This is a genomic window from Corynebacterium tuberculostearicum, from assembly GCF_022347385.1.
GTDB classification, from domain to species: domain Bacteria; phylum Actinomycetota; class Actinomycetes; order Mycobacteriales; family Mycobacteriaceae; genus Corynebacterium; species Corynebacterium tuberculostearicum_M.
In genome coordinates, this window is the sequence record NZ_JAKRDT010000009.1 from 56,854 (window position 1) to 75,253 (window position 18,400).

The window sequence follows — 18,400 nt, forward strand, 5'->3', positions numbered from 1 at the left end:
CCGAGTACCCCACGCTTCGGGGGTAAAACGCGCAAAGGCCCTGCACGGTGGCGTCGGCAAGCGCGCGACGCCCCCAGGCAGGGCTAAGGGCTCGGTGTTTTAGAACAGGCCGAGAGCCAGTGCAGCGGCGGAGGACATGGAGGAACCGGTGTGCAGGAACTGGCCCAGAACTTCGTTGATGGCTACGAGGATGGAATCGAAAACGTTCATTATGCTTCTTTCTGTGTTTTTACTTGCCTAGAGCGAGGGATGGGTCCGCGGATGGGGACCGCATTATTCACACGTTTAGTACTAGCGGAGATTGTAGCGTCACCGTTACATACGCGCCGCGTTCAGAATTATGACACACAAACCACATGCGTCACAGGTTTTGCTACATTAAAAGGGCTATTAAGGCATAGAGTCTTGCTAACATTCCCGCTTTGCGGAACGATACCTACTGAGAAGATTCTCTTAACTCGAGGAAGCTAAAATATGCATACTTTGCGCTCTATCGGCTCCAGCGTCGCAGGCATCGCCATCGCGGCAGGAGTCCTCTCCGCCCCTATCGCCTCCGCCGTCGAGCCGGCCGAGATCCAGGGCGACGCCACCCCGTCCACCATTCGCGAGGTTAACCTCACCGACTCGGCGGATGCGGAAAACATCAACTACGCCATCACCACCAAAGGCGAAAACCGCGTGGTGGATATTGCCAAGCTGAAAGATAAGGACAAGTGGAAGGGCTATGCCTTCGGCCACAAGAGCGGCCAAGGCAAGCACTACGGCAACCACGTTAAGGCCCTGACCGCCACCTCCGCCGCCATGGACGGCCGCGAGGTTCCGCTGGCGGTCATCACCCCGGACGGCAACTTTGATAAGAAGCGCCCCACCCTGTACCTGCTCAATGGCGCGGGCGGCGCCGAGCAGGGCATGGACTGGCTGACCGCCACCGCCAACCACGACATCGACCCTGAGGCCGAGGGCGTGCAGGACATGGTGGACTTCTACACGTCCAAGGACGTCAACGTGGTCATCCCGCAGGCCGGCGCCTTCTCCTACTACACCGACTGGGTATCCTCCCCGAATAGCGGCTACCTCAAGGGCCCGCAGAAGTGGGAAACCTTCCTCACCAAGGAGCTACCGGGCAAACTGGAAGAGCACATCGGCGGCAATGGCAAGCGCGCGATTGCCGGCATGTCCATGTCCGCCACCTCCTCCCTGCTGCTGGCGGAGCACAACCCGGGCTTCTACAACGCCGTGGGCTCCTTCTCTGGCTGCGCTTCCACCTCTCGCCCGCTGCCGCGCCTATACACCCAGCTGACCGTCAACCGCGGCGGTGGCTCGGCCGATCAGATGTGGGGCGCTATGGGCAGCGAGTACAACGTGTACAACGATGCCTTGGTGAACGCTAACCCGAATAACCTGGGCAAGTCCGAGACCTATGTTTCGGTCAACTCCGGTCTGGGCGGCGCCAATGACTGGGGCGTTCCGGGGTCTTCCACCCTCATCGTTGAGGGCGGCGTCATCGAGGCCGCGATGAACTCCTGCACTCATGACCTCAAGGCCAAGATGGACTCCCAGGGCATGAAGGCGGACTGGAACTTCCGCAATACCGGCACCCACTCCTGGCCGGGCTGGCGCAATGACCTCTTCACCTCCTGGGCAACCTTCGAGCGCGGCTTTGCCAAGGACGCTGCAGAGGCACCGGCCGAGCCGGAGGTAAAGCCCAACGAGCTTTCCATCGAGGCACCGCAGGCCGAGGAAGATGCGCAGGTTAAGGACGCCCCGAGCGCCGCTGACCAGTCCCCAGACAAGGACTTTGTCGAGGGCAAGGACGCAGAGGGCGCAGCGGCTCCAAACGCTGCGGAGGCTGCAGCGGCCGCCGAGGCTGCCGTCGCTGCCGAATAATCAGGAATTCATTAACTACAGGAAAGAAGCACTATGAAGCGCCTTAGCTCCATCCTTGCCGGCACCGCAGTGTGCGCAGGCTTGGCTTGCGCCCCAATGGCGGGAGCCGCACAGCTCACCCCGCAACAGGTAGCGGGCAACGCCGCCCAGTCCACCCTGGCCCCACTGGAGGTCACCCCAGAGCTGGAGCAGCAGACCTGGTACCAGAAGTACAAGGACGATCCGCGCGTCGAAAAGCTGCAGGCCACCTCCCCTGCCATGAACGGCCGTAAGATTCCGCTGGCCGTCATTCGCGCAACGGATGAGAACCGCCCGACCATCTACCTGCTCAACGGTGCAGGCGGCGCGGAGCAGGACATGGACTGGCTGAAGCTTTCTGACGCCGTCGATTTCTACCACTCCAAGAACGTCAACGTGGTCGTCCCACAGGCCGGTGCTTTCTCCTACTACACCGACTGGGTATCCGAGCCGAACTCTCAGTACCTCAAGGGCCCGCAGAAGTGGGAAACCTTCCTTACCAAGGAACTGCCGGGTGCCATCGAGGGCCACATCAAGGCCGATAACCACCGCGCTGTCGCGGGCATGTCCATGTCCGCTACTTCCTCCCTGCTGATGGCGGAACACAACCAGGGCTTCTACGACGCCGTCGGCTCCTACGCCGGCTGCGCGGCTACCGCTTACCCGGTAGAGCACAAGGCCGTTGAGCTCACCGTTAACCGCGGTGGTGCGACCGCGGAGCAGATGTGGGGCCCATTCGGCTCCCCCACCAACCGCTACAACGACGCGATGATGAACCACGAGAAGCTGCGTGGCACGGAGCTGTACATCTCCTCCGGTTCTGGGTTGGCCGGAGAAACCGATACGTATTCTTACTATACGAATCAGGGAGTTCATCCACTGGCCGCAGCCCGTGGCGTTGCAAAGCTGCAGGTTGAAGGCGGCGCTATCGAGGCTGGCGTGAACTACTGCACCCACAACTTTAAGGCCAAGCTGGACCAGGCTGGCATCCCGGCGACCTACAACTTCCGCAATACCGGCACCCACTCCTGGCCGCACTGGATTGCGGACCTTAAGGATTCTTGGCCGGTCTTCGAGCGCGCTTTCAATAAATAAGCTCGTTTCTTTCCACGGCTAAAAGGGCGGTAGGCTTGCAGCATTATGAAGTTGCTTCCTACCGCCCTTTCGCGTGCCCACACTGATCCTTATACCGGCGTGGATTTTAACCTCGGTTTCGAGGTTTCCCACTACACGCTGGATTTGACCTACCGCGTGGAACCCAACCTGCTCCACGGCGAGGCTACTTTGGCCATCCGGGCCGATGAAGATTTGGCGTCCCTGACCCTAGATCTGGGCGGGGCGATGGTGGCTCGGCGCGTGACCGCAAAGGGTGCGCCGCGGGTGGCTAAGTTCCGTCAGTCTTCCGGCAAGCTGCGCCTGCGTTTTGCTGAGGAGATTGCCGCTGGTACGGAATTTGAGCTTGTTATTCGCTATGGCGGCAGCCCGCGGCCGATCCGCACCACCTGGGGCGAGATTGGCTGGGAAGAAACCGAATCCGGCTCGCTGGTGGCCAGCCAGCCCAACGGCGCGCCGAGTTGGTTCCCTTGTGACGATACGCCGTCTGAAAAGGCACACTATGACATCATCATTACGGCCGATGATCCCTTTATCGTGGTATCTAATGGTGACCTTGTCTCCCGCCGGGCGGGCGGTTCCACCACGCGCTGGCACTACCGCACCCGCGAGCCCATGGCCACCTACCTGGCTACGGTGCAGGTAGGAGAGTTCTCTAGTTTTGATTTGGGCCCTTCCACGCGCGCTTGGGCGCCGGCCGCGCTGCGCGAGCGCGTGCTGAATGAGTTTGCCCAGCAGCAGGAAATGGTGGACTTCTTCTCCTCCCTCTATGGCCCCTATCCATTTGCGGATTATCAGGTAGTCATCACGGAAGATGAGCTGGAGATTCCACTGGAGGCACAGGGTCTGTCCATCTTTGGCTCCAACCACATCAAGGGCGACCACGCCTTCGAGCGCCTCATTGCCCATGAGCTTTCCCACCAGTGGTTTGGCAATTCAGTGGGCCTGGGCGAGTGGAAGGATATCTGGCTCAATGAGGGTTTTGCCTGCTACAGCGAGTGGCTATGGGGCGAGCACAAGGGCGAGACCACCGCACGCGAGGCGGCGCGTTCCCACTACAACGTCCTGGGACGCAAGGCTCAGAACCTCACCGTTTCCGATCCGGGTGCGCGCGATATGTTCGATGACCGCGTATATAAGCGCGGGGCCTTGACCGTGCACGCCATCCACCGCTTGCTTGGCGACGCCTTCTTTACCACCCTCCGCAGCTACCTCACCGAGCACCAACACTCGGTGGTAGAGCCCTCCATGTTGCTGAATGCCTTCCGCGCCGCCGCTCCTGACGCCGCGCTTTTCGACGCCACCGTAGACGCCTGGCTTAACCAGAAGGCCCTTCCTCCCTTCCCGAATTAGTGGTTTTGGCCCCGATTTGCGGGGTTTTGACTGCGTTTGTTTGGGGAATGTCTAATCTATTGATCAATTCCTTCTTTCCTGTTGACGGGGTGTTTTATCTGGGTAAGATAGAACATGTAAACGATACGGAAGGGAGGGATCATGCCGACCACCAAGCACGCGGAGATAGACTCCGCCATCGCACAGGTTGCCACTGGCCTCACCCAGCTGCGCAGCCTCATGCAGGATCCTTCCGATCTGTCCTTCGAGCTTCTTCATTCGCATTTCGAACACTTGGAGCGGGCGCTAGGCAATAAGTCCACCATCGACGCCGCCTTCGCTTTCATCGCGGAGCGGGATGACGCCGGCCGCCGCGTTGGTTCTTCCAAGGCCAAGGACTACCTGACCACCCGCCTAGGCCTTACCGATGCCGAGGCCGCCGCCCGCCTCCGCAATGGACGCAACCTCTTCGCACCCATCCCCGATCCGGAGCCGGCTCCCCCTGCGGACCCCGATGCGGACGATGCCGCACGCGCCCGAGCCGAGGAGGAATCCCGCCGCCGCGCCGACCGCGAGCGCCGCGAAGAGGAGAAGCGTCGCAAGAAGCTCTTTGAGGAAGATCCTATCCCCGAGCGCATCCTCAACCTCATCGAGAACGAGCTGCGCAGCCTCAGCAAGTACGCCATCCCCGGCCCGAGCGAACTGCGCAACCAGGCTCTCGAGCAGGCCAAGCGTCGTTCCTTCGATTCCCTGCGCGAGTGGCTGCGCAAGGCCATCCGCAAAGCGAATAAGCACGCCCTAAACCCAGCCGGCGAGCCCGATCCGCACGCCGCTACCCGCAAGCGCCGCTTTAGCATCTCCCGCCAAGACGCCGATGGCGGCGTGCACATCTCCGGCTACCTCGATGCCTCCGCAGCGGCCATCCTCGCCAGCGCCTTCGCGCCCGCAAAGAATAAGGGCAGCGCGGACCTCAGTGCCGAGGACGATACCCGCACCTATGCCCAACGCATGGCGGACCAATTGACCGCTGCGCTATCGAGCTATCTTTCCGCCACCCAAAATAACTCCGACGGCCTCGGTTCCTTCTTCGTCGCCACCACATTGGAAGAACTGGAGGCAATGGGCGGCGATACCCGCTTCGCCACCAGTACCGGCATCGAGCTCACCCCGCTCGACCTCCTCCGCCTAGGCGGCGCGCGGCACGATTTCTTCTGTGCCGTGGACGACAAGGGCTTCCCCCTCGAGCTTGGCCGCACCAAGCGCACCGCGTCCCTCTGGCAGAAGCTCGCTCTCGCAGCCTCCGAACTCGTCTGCACCCACCCAGAATGCAACCGCCCGTGGCAGGACTGCGACGTCCACCACCTCCAGGCCTGGTCCCACGGCGGCGCCACCGACCTCAAGAACCTCACTCTCCTGTGCCGCCGGCACCACGTGGACAATAACGATTACCGCGATGGCCGCAACGGAATGGGACACGCCGAACGAGACCCCGACACGGGCCGGGTAGGCTATCGGGCCGCCCACACCAACGGCTTATCGCCCACCGTGGAGGTCAACGACCACCCCGCCGCAGAACAAGCCCCGGCCCGCAGGCTCACCGATCCGCCTTCGCCACCACCCTCGCCCCCGGGCGCGGCCTGACCGGGCCCGCGGCCTGCCACAGCCGCGCGCCCGACTGCCCTACACTGGATAACCATGCAAACGATGCTCGTCACTGGCGGCGCCGGTTTTATCGGCGCCAATTTCGTGCGCCTAATATGCCAGGCGCGCCCCGATACCCGCGTTACGGTGCTCGATAAGCTCACCTACGCCGGAAACCGCGCCAACCTCGCCGGCCTCGATATTGACCTCGTGGAGGGGGATATCGCCGATCCCGCCACCGTAGAACCGCTCGTCGCCGCTACCGATGCAGTGGTTCATTTTGCCGCCGAGTCCCATAACGATAATTCTTTGCGCGACCCCTCGCCCTTCATCCACACGAACCTCGTAGGCACATTCACCCTTTTGGAGGCATGCCGGAAGCACGATACGCGCTTCCACCATGTCTCTACCGACGAAGTTTTCGGCGACCTCGAGATAGGAGCAGCGACCAAATTTACTGAGGACACCGCCTACGCTCCCTCCAGCCCCTACTCGGCCACCAAGGCGGGGTCTGACCACCTCGTGCGGGCATGGGTGCGTTCCTTCGGACTGCGCGCGACCATCTCAAACTGCTCCAATAATTACGGGCCTTACCAGCACATCGAGAAGTTCATCCCCCGCCAAATCACCAATATCCTCTCCGGACACTCGCCCAAGCTCTATGGCACGGGCGAGCAGGTGCGTGATTGGATCCACGTCGATGACCACAACGAGGCGGTGCTCGCCATCCTCGAGCGGGGCCGCATCGGCGAGACCTACAATATCGGCGCGGACCAAGAAGATATTAATAATAAGCAGGTCATTGAGCTGATCTGCGAAATCATGGGCCACACCCGCAATGGGCGCGCGCTCTATGAACACGTGGCGGACCGCCCCGGCCACGACCAGCGTTATGCGATGGACGCCACCAAGCTGCGCCGCGAGCTGGGGTGGACCCCGCGGTTCACGGATATCCGCGCCGGTCTCGAAGACACCATCGCGTGGTATCGCGAGAACGAAAGCTGGTGGAAGCCCGAGAAAGAAAACGTGGAAGCCCGCTACAAGCAGCAAGGACAGTAGATATGCGTATTACCGAAACCGCCATCCCGGGGCTGCTCATCATCGACCTCGACGTGCACGGCGATAACCGCGGCTGGTTCAAAGAGAATTGGCAACGCGAAAAATTCACCGGCCTCGCACCCGAGCTCGCGGGCTTCCAGCCGGTGCAGAACAATATCTCTTTCAACCACGCCGGTGCTACGCGCGGCCTGCACGCCGAGCCGTGGGACAAGCTCGTCTCGGTGGCGCAGGGCAAGATTTTCGGCGCATGGTGCGACTTGCGCGAGGGGTCGGATAGCTTTGGCGAAGTCGTCACCCACGAGGTGGGGCCGGAGACTGCGGTGTTTGTCCCACGGGGCGTCGCCAATGGCTTTCAGGCGCTGGAGGAAACCTCCTACTGCTACCTGGTGAATGAGCACTGGTCGGCCGAGGCTCGCTACGCCGCGGTGAACCTCAACATCGTGGACTGGCCGCTGGAGCCCACCGAGGTTTCGGAGAAGGACAAGCAGCACCCCGCTCTTGCGGAGGTGAGCCCGATGCCCGCCCGGCGCATCCTCGTCACCGGCGCGAACGGGCAGTTGGGGCGTGCGCTCAAACGCCTGCTTGCCGACGCCGAATTGTGCACCCACGCCGACTTCGACATCACCGACCCACCAGAGCGGAATTGGAAGCAGTACTCCGCCATCATCAATTGCGCGGCGTATAACGACGTCAACGGTGCCGAAAACGACCGCGCCGCCGCCTGGGCCGTCAATGCGGAAGCGCCCGCACGGCTGGCGCGCATCGCCGCGGAGAACCAACTCACGCTGGTGCATGTGTCGAGCGACTACATCTTCGACGGCACTAACGAGGTCCACACCGAGGAGGAGCTGCCGTCGCCGCTGAGTGCGTATGGGGCGTCGAAAGCCGCGGGCGATACCGCCGCGCAGACCGCGCCGCAGCACTACGTCATCCGTACTTCCTGGGTCTTTGGCGATGGTGAGAATTTCATGTCCACCATGCGCCGGCTGGCCACTAAGGGCGTGGAACCGAAGGTCATCCATGACCAGCGCGGGCGGCCCACGTTTGCCGAGGACCTGGCCAAGGGCATCGTCCACCTGCTCAATTCCGACGCGGAGTACGGCGTGTATAACCTCTCCAACTCGGGCGATACCGTGGGCCGCGATGAGATCGCCATGGCCGTGTTCATCGGGCTCGGCCACGACCCGGCCGAGGTTACCCCGGTAAGCACCGAGCAGTACCGCGAGATCGCGGGCCCCGAGGCGCCGCGCCCCAAGGAGTCGACGCTTGCGCTAGATAAAATCGAGGCTACGGGCTTCAAGCCGCAGAACTGGCGCGCGGCCCTTGCCCTGTACTTGGCGCTGTACCCGGAGGATTAAATGAAAGGCATCATCCTGGCCGGCGGTTCCGGCACGCGGCTCTACCCGATTACCAAGGGCATCTCGAAGCAGCTCATGCCCATTTATGACAAGCCGATGATTTATTACCCGCTCACCACGCTCATTCAGGCGGGTATTCGGGAAATCCTCATCATCACCACCCCGGAGGATGCGGGGGCCTTCCAGCGCCTCTTTGGCGATGGATCGCAGCTCGGACTCATGATCGATTACGCTGTCCAACCGCGGCCGGAGGGGCTCGCGCAGGCCTTTTTGATCGGCGAGGAGTTTATTGGAAACGACAGCGTCGCGCTGGTGCTCGGCGATAATATCTTCCACGGCTTCGGCGGCGAGCTCGCGCACTGCCAAGATCCGGAGGGCGGCATCATCTTCGCCTACGAAGTCTCGGATCCGCAGCGCTATGGTGTCGTGGAATTCGACGCCGCAGGCCATGCACTGAGCATCGAGGAAAAGCCGGAAGTACCGCGGTCGAACCACGCGGTGGTGGGCTTGTACTTTTATGACAACTCGGTGGTGGAGATAGCCAAGGGCATCCAGCCCAGCGGCCGCGGTGAACTGGAGATCACGGCGGTAAACGAGGAGTACCTGCGCCGCGGCGAGCTCAATGTGCAGCGCCTGCACCGCGGCAGCGTGTGGCTCGATACGGGAACGGTGGACTCGATGAGCGAGGCCTCCGCCTACGTCGAGGTGATGCAAAAACGCACCGGCATCGTTATTGGCTCACCAGAAGTGGCCGCTTTCGAAGCCGGCTTCATCGACCGCGCCCAGCTAGAAAAACTCGCCGAGCCGTTGCTTAAGTCCGGCTACGGCGAGTACCTGCGGGCGTACTAGAGGCTAGTAGCCGCGCTCGATGTATTCGTCGATGCGCGCGGCCTCCGCGCCCACCGTGGTGGCATCGCCATGCCCTGGCAGGACCTTGGTGTCCTCCGGCAGGGTGAAGACGACGTTCTTCAGCGACTCGATGATCACATCGAAGTCGGAGTACTTGCGGCCGGTGGCACCAGGGCCGCCGTTGAAGAGCGTATCGCCCGACAGCAGCGTCTCGCCCACGTGCAGCACCACGCAGCCCGGCGAGTGGCCCGGGGTGTGGTAGACCGTGATCTTCTCGCCGCCAATATCGAACTGACCGCGGTCCGCCAATGGCGTGTACGGAGCATCGCCATTGGACTCCTGCCACAGCATGTCATCGTCCGGGTGCAGGTAGACCTCGGTATCGAAGCGCTTGGCGGCCTCGGGGGCGAGCTCGCAGTGGTCATTGTGCGCGTGGGTGAGCAAGATGCCTTCCACGCGGCGATCGCCAACGAGCTCTGCTACCGCATCGAGATCGTGGGAGGGATCCACCACGTACACACTGGAGTCATCGCCCACGACGTAGACGTTATTGTCCACGTCCCACTCGCCGCCATCGAGGCGGAACTTGCCAGAAGTAACCGTGCTATCGATACGCATTAGAACTCCACCACGGAACGCAGAACCTTGCCGGACTTCATGGTGGTAAAGGCCTGCTCGACGTCGTCAAGCGCAATGCGCTCGGAGACGAACTTGTCCAGCGGGAAGTTGCCGGCCTTGGACAGCGCTACGTAGGCGGGGAAATCGCGCTCTGGGAGGCAATCGCCGTACCACGCAGGCTTGATGGAGCCGCCGCGGCCGTAGAGGTCGATGGCCGGAATGTCCACGTGGTCGGTGAGGTTCGGCACGCCCACCATGACCATGCGGCCGGCGTGGTCGCGGGAGTAGAAGGCCTGGCGCCAGGTGGGCTGGATGCCCACGGCGTCGATAGAGACGTCGGTGCCGAAGCCGCCGGTGAGCTCGCGGACGGCGTCGATAACCTCCTGCTCCGACAGATCCTTGGAGCAGATGGTGTCGGTCGCGCCGAACTCGCAGGCGGTCTCCAGCTTGGACTCGTCGATGTCCACAGCAATGATCTTGGCCGCGCTCGCCAGCTTGGCGCCCGCAATGGCGGCCATGCCAACGCCGCCGCAGCCGAAGACGGCAACGGACTCGCCGAGCTGGATATCGCCGGTATTCACGGCCGCGCCGAGGCCCGCCATGATGCCGCAGCCCAGCAGGCCAGCGGCAGCCGGGTCGGTGTCTTCTACCTTGGTGCACTGGCCCTCGTGGACCAGGGTCTTCTCAGCGAAGGAACCGATGCCCAGCGCAGGTGTGAGCTCGGTGCCATCCTCGAGGGTCATCTTCTTGGAGGCGTTGTGGGTATTGAAGCAGTACTTTGGCTCGCCCTTCTTGCAGGCGCGGCACTCGCCGCACACGGCGCGCCAGTTCAAAATGACGAAGTCGCCTTCCTCCACGTGGGTGACCGCAGAACCTACGGTCTCTACTACGCCTGCGGCCTCGTGGCCGAGCAGGAAGGGGAAGGCGTCTTCAATATCGCCATCGCGGTAGGCAAGGTCGGTGTGGCATACACCGCAGGCCTGGACGCGCACGATGACGTCGTTAGGGCCGGGATCGGGAACGACAATATTGACGGTTTCGACTTCCGCGCCCTTGGAACGGGCGATAACAGCTTTTACAGTCATGCGCCCGAGCGTACCGATATTTTCAAAATCGGCGCATTATTGAAAACTCTTTTTAGGAGCGGGCGATGACGTTGGCCGTGTGCTCGTGGCCGCGCTGGTTCATATGGATGGGAAGGTTGCCATCGCCAGCAGTAAAGTCCACCAGACCAGCCCACATGCGCTGGTTTGCATCGGCGCACATGCCGTTATTGCGGGTGGAAGGCTTCATATCCAAGAACTGCACGCCGGTGCGCGCCGCCAAGTCCACCTGCATCCACTGGGCCTTATTCTCAAAGTCTTGGATGCCCGGCAGGAAGGTCGAATCGGCCGGGCGCGGGCCGAAGTGGAATAGGCAGTAGTACGGGCCAGAACCGATGGTGGGATAGCCCACGATCTGGACGCGGGCATTCGGGGCAGCGCGCTTAATGCGCTCAATCTGCGGGGCAGTGCGGTCCGCGAACTCCTTGCGAATCTGCGGCAGGCTCATATCGCGGTGGTTGTAGGTGTCATTAAAGCCGGTGGTGATGACCACGCGGTTAGTGGCCGGGCTCAGCGCGCCGGTACGGATGGCCGCATCCACCTGCTGGAAGATCTGCGGGCCGCGGGACATGGACACGGCGCCGGAGCAGGAGAAGTCCCGCACCGGAAGGCGCAGCTTGGCGCCGGCGCGCTTGGCGTAGTTATTGGAGGTCGGGCAATCTACGCCCACGCCTTTAGAGGGGTCGTAGCGGTGGGCGAGGTAGGAGCCGGCGTCTGGATCCGCCAAGACGGAATCGCCGAAGGCTACCAGGTTGCGCTCCGCGGCGGTGGCCTGCGGTGCGACAGCCACGCCTACGACGGCCAGCGCGGACGCCACCACGGAGAGGACTTTGAGCTGCAGAGATTTCATGAGATCCTTTTCTAGAAACACCAGTAACTTCAGGTAACTGTAGTCACTTCTGTAACATATTTCGAGTTGGCGGCAACACCGCCCGCCTCTCTCACGATATCGTCCATGGTTACCTTTTTGTTATCTTTGCTTATTTGGAGCTATCCCAACCGTGAATTTCTCTGATTTCAAGTTCCACGCCGCAGCCCTCGGCCGGTTCGTGCCGGCGCTTCTCAACGCCGGACTCGTCAGCCACCAAGGCGGCACGAAGGCCCAGATCAATCTGCTGCCAAACCTGGCCCGCTACCGCTTCACCACCGCGCGCGAGATCGAACAGGGCTACCTTGCCTGCCCCGAGCGCTTGGCGCTTATCGACGACGACGGCACCCTCACCTACCGCCAGCTGCGCACCCACACGCAAGGCTTCGCCCGCTACCTCCGCTCGCTGGACCTGCCCGAGATTCGCCTCGGCGTGATGGCGCGCAACGGCCGCGGCATCATCATTCCGCTCGGTGCCAAGGGATATGTGGGCGCTTCTATTTACCTGCTCAACGTGGGCTCCTCCCCGGAGCAGCTGGCCGGCTGCATCGAGGAAAACGGCATCAACGTGCTGGTTGTAGATGACGAGTTCATTGACCGCGTGGACACCGATATCCCGGTCATCATCGCGCACGATACGGGCGCAAGCGATCTGCCGAAACTCGATAAAATTGTGAAGAACCCACCGGCCGCGGAGCTGCCGCGCTTCCCCAAGCACGGCGCAATCGTGCTCATGTCCTCCGGCACCACCGGCATTCCGAAGGGCATTGTGCGGCCGGAGCCTACCCTGCCCGTGGTGCTGGCCTCCATCGTGGATACGATTCCGTGGCGCGCCGACCAGCGCCTGCAACTGACCGCCTCCATTTTTCACACCTGGGGCTGGGCCTGCATCAATATTGCACTGGGCCTGCGCAATACCATCGTCACCCGGCGCGTATTCGACGCGGAGCAGGTGCTTGACGACGTCCAGCGCTACCGCCTCGATGGCATGATTTCCTCCCCCATCTTCTTTAAGCGCTTGGTGGAGCGGGACCCAGCTGGCGAGTTTGATACCTCGAGCCTGCAGTTCATCGCCTCGGCCGGCAATGCGCTGACCCCGGAGGTGGTCAAGGAGACCAATGAGCGCTTTGGCGCCATCCTGTGCAACGTGTACGGATCCACCGAACTCGCGCTCGCGACGACCGCCACCATGGATCAGGTCGCCGCCAACCCCACCATCGCCGGGCGCGTGGCCTCGGGCACGAAGTTGCGCATCCTCGATAAGGAGGGCCACCCGGTTCCGCGCGGCGAGGTGGGAGAGATCTACCTCACCAACTCCACCGCAATGACCGGTTACACCAACCCAAACCTGCGGCTCAATAAGGTAGACGGGCTCATTTCCATCGGCGATTTGGGCTACATCGACGAGCACGACTTCCTGCACGTGGTGGGCCGCGCCGATGACATGATCATCGTCGGCGGCGAAAACGTCCACCCGCAGTCCGTCACCGAGGTTCTCGAGGCCATGCCCGGCATCCACGAGGTGCATGCCGGCGGCGTGGAGGATAGCGAGACCTTCCAGCGCATCGCCGTGTGGGCGGTGCCTACTGCCGACGCCGCCGGAAAGGCCCTCACCGCCGACGCCATCCGCGACTGGGTCCGCACCAAGCTCGCCGATCACTCCGTGCCGCGCGACGTGCACTTCCTGGCCAAGCTCCCGCGCAACGCCACCGGCAAGGTGGTCCCGCGCCTGCTCAATAACCACGGCGAGGCTTAGCACGCCGCCCCCCACAACGCGCTTTCCCTAAAACCGCGAAAGGCCGCAGGCTATACACCTGCGGCCATTGTGGAGCCGCCTGCGAGAATCGAACTCGCGACCTTTTCATTACGAGTGAAATGCTCTACCGACTGAGCTAAGGCGGCGCGCTGCTCGGCATGCGCCAGTGCAGCAAGAGAGAGTTTAACCTAGGGGCGCCGCGGAATAGAAATCGGGCCCCACCTACAGGCACGCGCGGCGCAGGCGGCCCACCAGCCCGTCGAAGGCAATCTGCGTGCCGACGTTTTGGGTCAGCTGCTCGCGGCACAGCGTAATGGCCGCCTGGCAGTCCAGCAGGCCTTCCTCGCTCACGCGCTGCGCGATCTCACCAGAAAGTCCAGCAAAATCCGGGTGGGTGAGATCCACCTGCGCGCCCACCTTCTGCATGAGTGCATCGCGGTAGACGCCGGAGAGATCAACAAGCACGAGGTCCAGGTTGTCGATCACGCGGCGCTTCGCCCGCTTCTTGTGCTGGTCCTGCAGATCCTTGATGGCGGAGCGGGCGTCGCGTTGCGCCTTGGCCGCGCCTTTGCCCTTCGCACCCACGCCGAGGGTCTGTTCCAGCTTCGCCAGCTCGGCCTCTTCTTGTTCCTTATGCGACTCCTTCGCCTCCGCGTCCACCAGCTTCAATAGCGAGGTCACCGCCTGGAAGCCTTGGGAGCCGTGGAAGACGTCCTCTGCCAAGTTGATGGCCACCGCGCGGCGTTTTTGCACCGCCGGATCGTTGACCAGGCGCCGCGCCCGGCCGACGTGGCGAAGGGAGGTGAGGGCGGCCAAGTGGGCGTCGTGATCCGAGGCGCCCTCGCTGACCAACTGGGCGGTAATGCTCTCCACCGACGGGGAGGGAATGTAGAGGTGGCGGCAGCGCGAGCGGAGGGTCTGGGAGAAGTCCTCGGGGGCGTCGGAAGGCGCGCACATAATGATCACGGTGCGCGCCGGCGGCTCCTCTACCGTCTTGAGTAGGGCATTCGCGCCGTTATTGTTCAGGCGGTCGGCGTTGTTGAAGATCACCACGCGCCAGGGCGCCACCGTGGGCAGGCTCGCCGCGCGGCCGATGACCTCGCGCACCGTATCCACGGGAATGATGACCTCCTGCGGATCCACGAGGACCAGATCGGTGTGCTGTTTGGTTTCTAGCACCGCGCGGCAGGCCTCGCACCGGCCGCAGCCCGGTTCCTCTGGGTCCGTGCACATGAGCGCGGCCGCAAAATCGATGGCGGCCAAGGAACGGCCGGAGCCCGGCGGGCCGGTAAATAGCCAGGAATGGCTCATCGCCCGCGGGTCTGCCCCCGGCATCCCCCGAGCTGCCCGGGCGGCGCCCAGGATAGTGCGGGCCACACCTGGGGTATCTGCCAATCTTTGCGCAACGCTTCCGGTATTCACTCGCCCTAGCCTACTGGTCTTACTAAAGTATGAAAGCATGAACAGACTACTGCGCGGCGCACGATGGCTCATGGGTACCCAATGGCCGGTCTACGCCGCCTTAGTCCTTGGCGCGAACCTCATCGGTGCCATCGCGATCATGACCTTTGTCCTTTATTTCCTACCGATGCCGGAGATTAAGGATTTTGCCGCCGAGCTGCCCAGCCTGATGGGCGTCGCCGCGGTATATCTCATTTTTGCCGTGGTCATCGGCATCGCCGTCACCCTGCTGCTTTTCCGCCCGGTGCTGGACTGGCAGCGCAACCCGGACGAGCACGACCCAAATATGGTGCGCAACCTAGTGCTGCGCATCCCCGTCTACCAATCCGTGGTGGCGGCCGCGGTATGGCTCATCGGCATCATCCTGGCCGTGGTGATTTCCGGCCGGGAATCCGGCCGCCTCGGGCTCGTCGTGGGTGTATCCGCCACCCTGGCCGGCCTTGTGGTGGTCATCTTGACCTACCTGCAGGCAGAGCGCCTGGTGCGCCCGGTGGCCGCCCAAGCCGTGGCGCGCCGCTTCGAGGATGCCACCCTGGAGCCGCCCATCAAGTACCGCCTCATTTCGACCTGGCTGATGACCTCCGGCGTGCCGCTGGTGGGCATCTTGCTCGTACTCATCGCCCAGCGCACCGGGCTCTTCTCCGGCACCGCAGGAGACCTGGTTCCCGCCATCACAGCCCTCGCACTTACCGCCCTAGGCACCGGGTTTATCGGTACTAGCTTCGCGGTGATGAGCGTGGTGGACCCGATCGTGGAGCTCCAAGACGCCATTAACCGGGTACGCCGCGGCGAGACTAATGTCGAGGTCGATATCTATGACGGTTCCGAGCTGGGCGTACTGCAGGCCGGTTTCAACGAGATGATGCGCGGCCTGCGCGAGCGCCAGCGCGTGCGCGATATCTTCGGCCGCTACGTCGGCGCCGAGGTGGCGCAGCGCGCCCTGGAAGAGCGCCCCGAGTTGGGCGGCGAGGACCGCAAGGTCGCGGTGCTCTTCATTGACGTCATCGGCTCTACTACCTTCGCCGTCAACCACTCCCCCGAGGAGGTAGTGGAGGAGCTCAATAAGTTCTTCGAGCACGTTGTCCAGGTGGTGCACCGCAATAAAGGCATCATTAATAAGTTCCAAGGCGATGCCGCCCTCGCCGTTTTTGGCGCGCCGCTCAACGTTTATGATTCCGCCTCCATGGCCCTGCAGGCCGCCCGCGAGCTGCGCGGCGAGTTGCGCGGGCTGGAGCTGCAGGCGGGCATTGGCGTGGCGGCGGGGCACGTCGTTGCCGGGCACATCGGCGGCGCGGATCGCTTCGAATACACCGTCATCGGTGACGCCGTGAACGAGGCCGCGCGCCTGACCGAGCTCGCTAAGGACACCCCGGGCCAGGTGCTTACCAACGCCGCCACGCTCAAGACCGCCAATGAGGCCGAGCAGGCCCGCTGGACTATGATGAAATCCATTGAGCTGCGCGGGCGTCACCGCATGACCCAACTGGCTCGCCCTATCCGCGCTACCCTGGCAGAACGTTCCGAGGTATAACGAGGTTTTTAAGTGAGCTCAGCTCCCCGGCCCCGCATGATCGTGCCCGATGTGGCACGCGGCATGGCCCTTCTAGGCATCGCCATGGCCAATATGACCACGGCATGGATCATCACCACCGACCGGCCGGGCAGCTATTTCGGCGGCATCATCGATGGCAGCGCGTGGGATAAGGCGGCCGTCGTCTTTGGCGCCTTCTTTGTCCACAACCGCGGCCTGCCCATGTTTTCTACCCTGCTCGGCTTTGGCGTGGGGCTCATTGCGATGAGTCTGTGGCGGCGCGGGTTTCCGGTGCGGGCGGCGCGCGGGGTCATCGCCAAGCGCTATGCCTTCTTGGCGGTGATGGGCGCGGTGCACCTGGTGCTGCTGTTTTGGGGCGACATTATGTTCTTCTATGGCGTGGCGGGAATTATCATCGCATTCCTGCTGCGCAAACGGGATTCTACCCTCATGCTCATTGCCTATATTTTATTTGCGCTGTGCGCGCTGGGCGGGGTGGTAGCCTTCATTTCCGGCGCTATGGATCCCCTCGGCGTGGTGGCCACGGAGGGCATTGGCACCATCGAGTCTTATCCAGATCTGCTGCTCAGTCAGCTTATTACCCTGGGCAGCCAGGCCGTTGCCACGCCGATCATTGTGCTGATGTACCTGCCCGTCATGCTGGTGGGCTTTGTGTGGGCGCGCCAGGGCGTGCTTGCCGACGTCCCCTCTCACCGCCCCACCCTCATGCGTTGGGTCGCCATTGCGGTGGCCATTACCGTGGTTATCGGTACTTTGTGGTCTTTGAGTACGCTGGGGGTCATCGAGCAGCGCTGGGCCAATGCGGCCAATAATGCCAACGCTTTCATCGGAGTCTTTACCGGACCTGGCATCCTGGCCGGGCTCGCGCTGCTGCTGCAGCCGGTGCAGGAGCGGCTCTCGGCCGGCGCGCCGCTGCCCGCGATGCTGTGGCCCTTTGCGGCGCTGGGCAAGCGCTCCATGAGCGGCTACGTGGGGCAGTCCATTCTCTTTTTCTTCCTCGTGCACCCGTTCACGCTGAACTTCGGCCACGATCTGGGCGCCTTCGGCCAGGCCGCGCTGGCCTTCGCGGTGTGGTTGGCCACGCTTATCGGGGCTTGCGTGCTGGAAGTCTTCGACCTCCGCGGGCCGTTCGAGGCGGTGCACCGCCGCCTGTCCTACGGTCCGACGATGCAGCCGCAGCTACCGCGTGCGGCACAGGCCATCAATAAGCAGCAGGTGGCCGACAACTAGGGCGCCCGCCTCGGCCGCGCCCACGAGGCGCGCCCCCTGCTTCCGCTTACCGCGATAGTGCTGCGCGAGCGCCGCGCGCAGGGCCGTCAGCCCCTCGGCCGCGACGAGCAGGTTGGCGCCGTGGCTCATGCCCTTGCCAGCATCGGTGCGCAGCGCTGGATCTCCCGCCAGCGCCGAAGTGGCAAGCACCGCCGCGCCGCCCACCGCGACCGCAGCGGCCGTCGGCTGTGTGCGAGTGGCGGCAACGCCCGCGCCCCACGCGGCCGCGCGCAGGCCCCAACCCAGAGCATCATTGCGCGCGCCGCGGCGATACAGGCTCCACGCATAGGCGGCATGGCTCGCCGTTACGGCCGCCACGCCGAGCACCGAAGGACGGGTCAGGGTGCGGGCCTTTTCCACCTGGGCGATAGCCCCGGCTAAGACTCCGGCGCCAACGGCGGGCTCTTCGCGTACCGAGGCCAAAAGCTGCGGCCGCGTTTTGATGGTGACGGCGCGCCGCAGGGCCGCGGCGCCTTCTTGGGTGCGGGCAAGAAAATCGTTCATGCCCGCCACCTT

At 63.2% G+C, this 18,400-nt stretch carries 15 protein-coding genes and 1 tRNA gene; 10 read left to right on the top strand and 6 right to left on the bottom strand.

What is annotated here, in order from left to right:
* Positions 1–474: 474 nt before the first annotated feature.
* The 7 genes from MHK00_RS06780 (at position 475) to rfbA (ending at position 9,257) form a co-directional block, all read left to right on the top strand.
* Positions 475–1,887 (top strand): alpha/beta hydrolase, encoded by a 1,413-nt coding sequence (locus MHK00_RS06780; RefSeq protein ID WP_250410930.1) that lies wholly within the window; start codon positions 475–477, stop codon positions 1,885–1,887.
* 33 nt (positions 1,888–1,920) lie between these two features.
* Positions 1,921–3,000: an alpha/beta hydrolase gene (locus MHK00_RS06785; RefSeq protein WP_250410931.1), complete on the top strand. Its 1,080-nt coding sequence runs from the start codon at positions 1,921–1,923 to the stop codon at positions 2,998–3,000.
* A 45-nt stretch (positions 3,001–3,045) separates the two neighbouring features.
* Positions 3,046–4,371 (top strand): M1 family metallopeptidase, encoded by a 1,326-nt coding sequence (locus MHK00_RS06790; RefSeq protein WP_250410932.1) that lies wholly within the window; start codon positions 3,046–3,048, stop codon positions 4,369–4,371.
* A 141-nt stretch (positions 4,372–4,512) separates the two neighbouring features.
* Positions 4,513–5,991 (top strand): HNH endonuclease signature motif containing protein, encoded by a 1,479-nt coding sequence (locus MHK00_RS06795; protein ID WP_250410933.1) that lies wholly within the window; start codon positions 4,513–4,515, stop codon positions 5,989–5,991.
* A gap of 54 nt (positions 5,992–6,045) precedes the next feature.
* Positions 6,046–7,050, top strand: a complete 1,005-nt coding sequence (rfbB, locus tag MHK00_RS06800) for a dTDP-glucose 4,6-dehydratase (RefSeq protein ID WP_250410934.1) — start codon at positions 6,046–6,048, stop codon at positions 7,048–7,050.
* Positions 7,051–7,052: 2 nt separating this feature from the next.
* Complete coding sequence (rfbD, locus tag MHK00_RS06805; protein WP_250410935.1) at positions 7,053–8,408, top strand: dTDP-4-dehydrorhamnose reductase; 1,356 nt, start codon at positions 7,053–7,055, stop codon at positions 8,406–8,408.
* Positions 8,409–9,257, top strand: a complete 849-nt coding sequence (gene rfbA / locus MHK00_RS06810) for a glucose-1-phosphate thymidylyltransferase RfbA (RefSeq protein WP_250410936.1) — start codon at positions 8,409–8,411, stop codon at positions 9,255–9,257.
* 3 nt (positions 9,258–9,260) lie between these two features.
* Here rfbA and MHK00_RS06815 read toward each other — a convergent pair whose 3' ends face one another.
* The 3 genes from MHK00_RS06815 to MHK00_RS06825 are packed head-to-tail and all read right to left on the bottom strand — an operon-like array spanning position 9,261 to position 11,828.
* Positions 9,261–9,875, bottom strand: a complete 615-nt coding sequence (locus MHK00_RS06815) for an MBL fold metallo-hydrolase (protein ID WP_005323087.1) — start codon at positions 9,873–9,875, stop codon at positions 9,261–9,263.
* The gene (locus tag MHK00_RS06820; protein WP_250410937.1) at positions 9,875–10,960 is read right to left on the bottom strand and encodes an S-(hydroxymethyl)mycothiol dehydrogenase; all 1,086 of its coding nucleotides are present in this window, start codon (positions 10,958–10,960) and stop codon (positions 9,875–9,877) included. Before MHK00_RS06820 ends, MHK00_RS06815 begins: the two co-directional genes overlap by 1 nt.
* 52 nt (positions 10,961–11,012) lie before the next feature.
* A complete protein-coding gene (locus MHK00_RS06825) occupies positions 11,013–11,828 on the bottom strand; it encodes a GDSL-type esterase/lipase family protein (RefSeq protein ID WP_250410938.1) in 816 nt (271 codons plus the stop codon).
* A 151-nt stretch (positions 11,829–11,979) separates the two neighbouring features.
* Here MHK00_RS06825 and MHK00_RS06830 point away from each other — a divergent pair, with 151 nt between their 5' ends.
* On the top strand, positions 11,980–13,602 hold the full coding sequence (locus MHK00_RS06830; RefSeq protein ID WP_250410939.1) for an AMP-binding protein: 1,623 nt from the start codon (positions 11,980–11,982) through the stop codon (positions 13,600–13,602).
* 70 nt (positions 13,603–13,672) lie between these two features.
* On the opposite strand, the gene MHK00_RS06835 is transcribed toward MHK00_RS06830, so the two are convergent.
* Positions 13,673–13,748, bottom strand: a tRNA-Thr gene (locus MHK00_RS06835).
* Positions 13,749–13,824: 76 nt separating this feature from the next.
* Positions 13,825–15,063 (bottom strand): DNA polymerase III subunit delta', encoded by a 1,239-nt coding sequence (locus MHK00_RS06840; protein ID WP_250410940.1) that lies wholly within the window; start codon positions 15,061–15,063, stop codon positions 13,825–13,827.
* Between MHK00_RS06840 and MHK00_RS06845 the strand changes: the two genes are divergently transcribed.
* Entirely contained in the window at positions 15,062–16,594 is a 1,533-nt protein-coding gene (locus MHK00_RS06845; RefSeq protein ID WP_250410941.1) for an adenylate/guanylate cyclase domain-containing protein, read from the top strand. The two genes, MHK00_RS06840 and MHK00_RS06845, sit on opposite strands and share 2 nt — an antisense overlap.
* A 12-nt stretch (positions 16,595–16,606) precedes the next feature.
* Entirely contained in the window at positions 16,607–17,845 is a 1,239-nt protein-coding gene (locus MHK00_RS06850; RefSeq protein ID WP_250410942.1) for a DUF418 domain-containing protein, read from the top strand.
* Here the strand turns inward: MHK00_RS06850 and MHK00_RS06855 are convergent.
* Positions 17,795–18,388, bottom strand: coding sequence for a hypothetical protein (locus MHK00_RS06855; protein ID WP_250410943.1), 594 nt, complete (start codon positions 18,386–18,388; stop codon positions 17,795–17,797). The two genes, MHK00_RS06850 and MHK00_RS06855, sit on opposite strands and share 51 nt — an antisense overlap.
* Between the last annotated feature and the right edge of the window lie 12 nt (positions 18,389–18,400).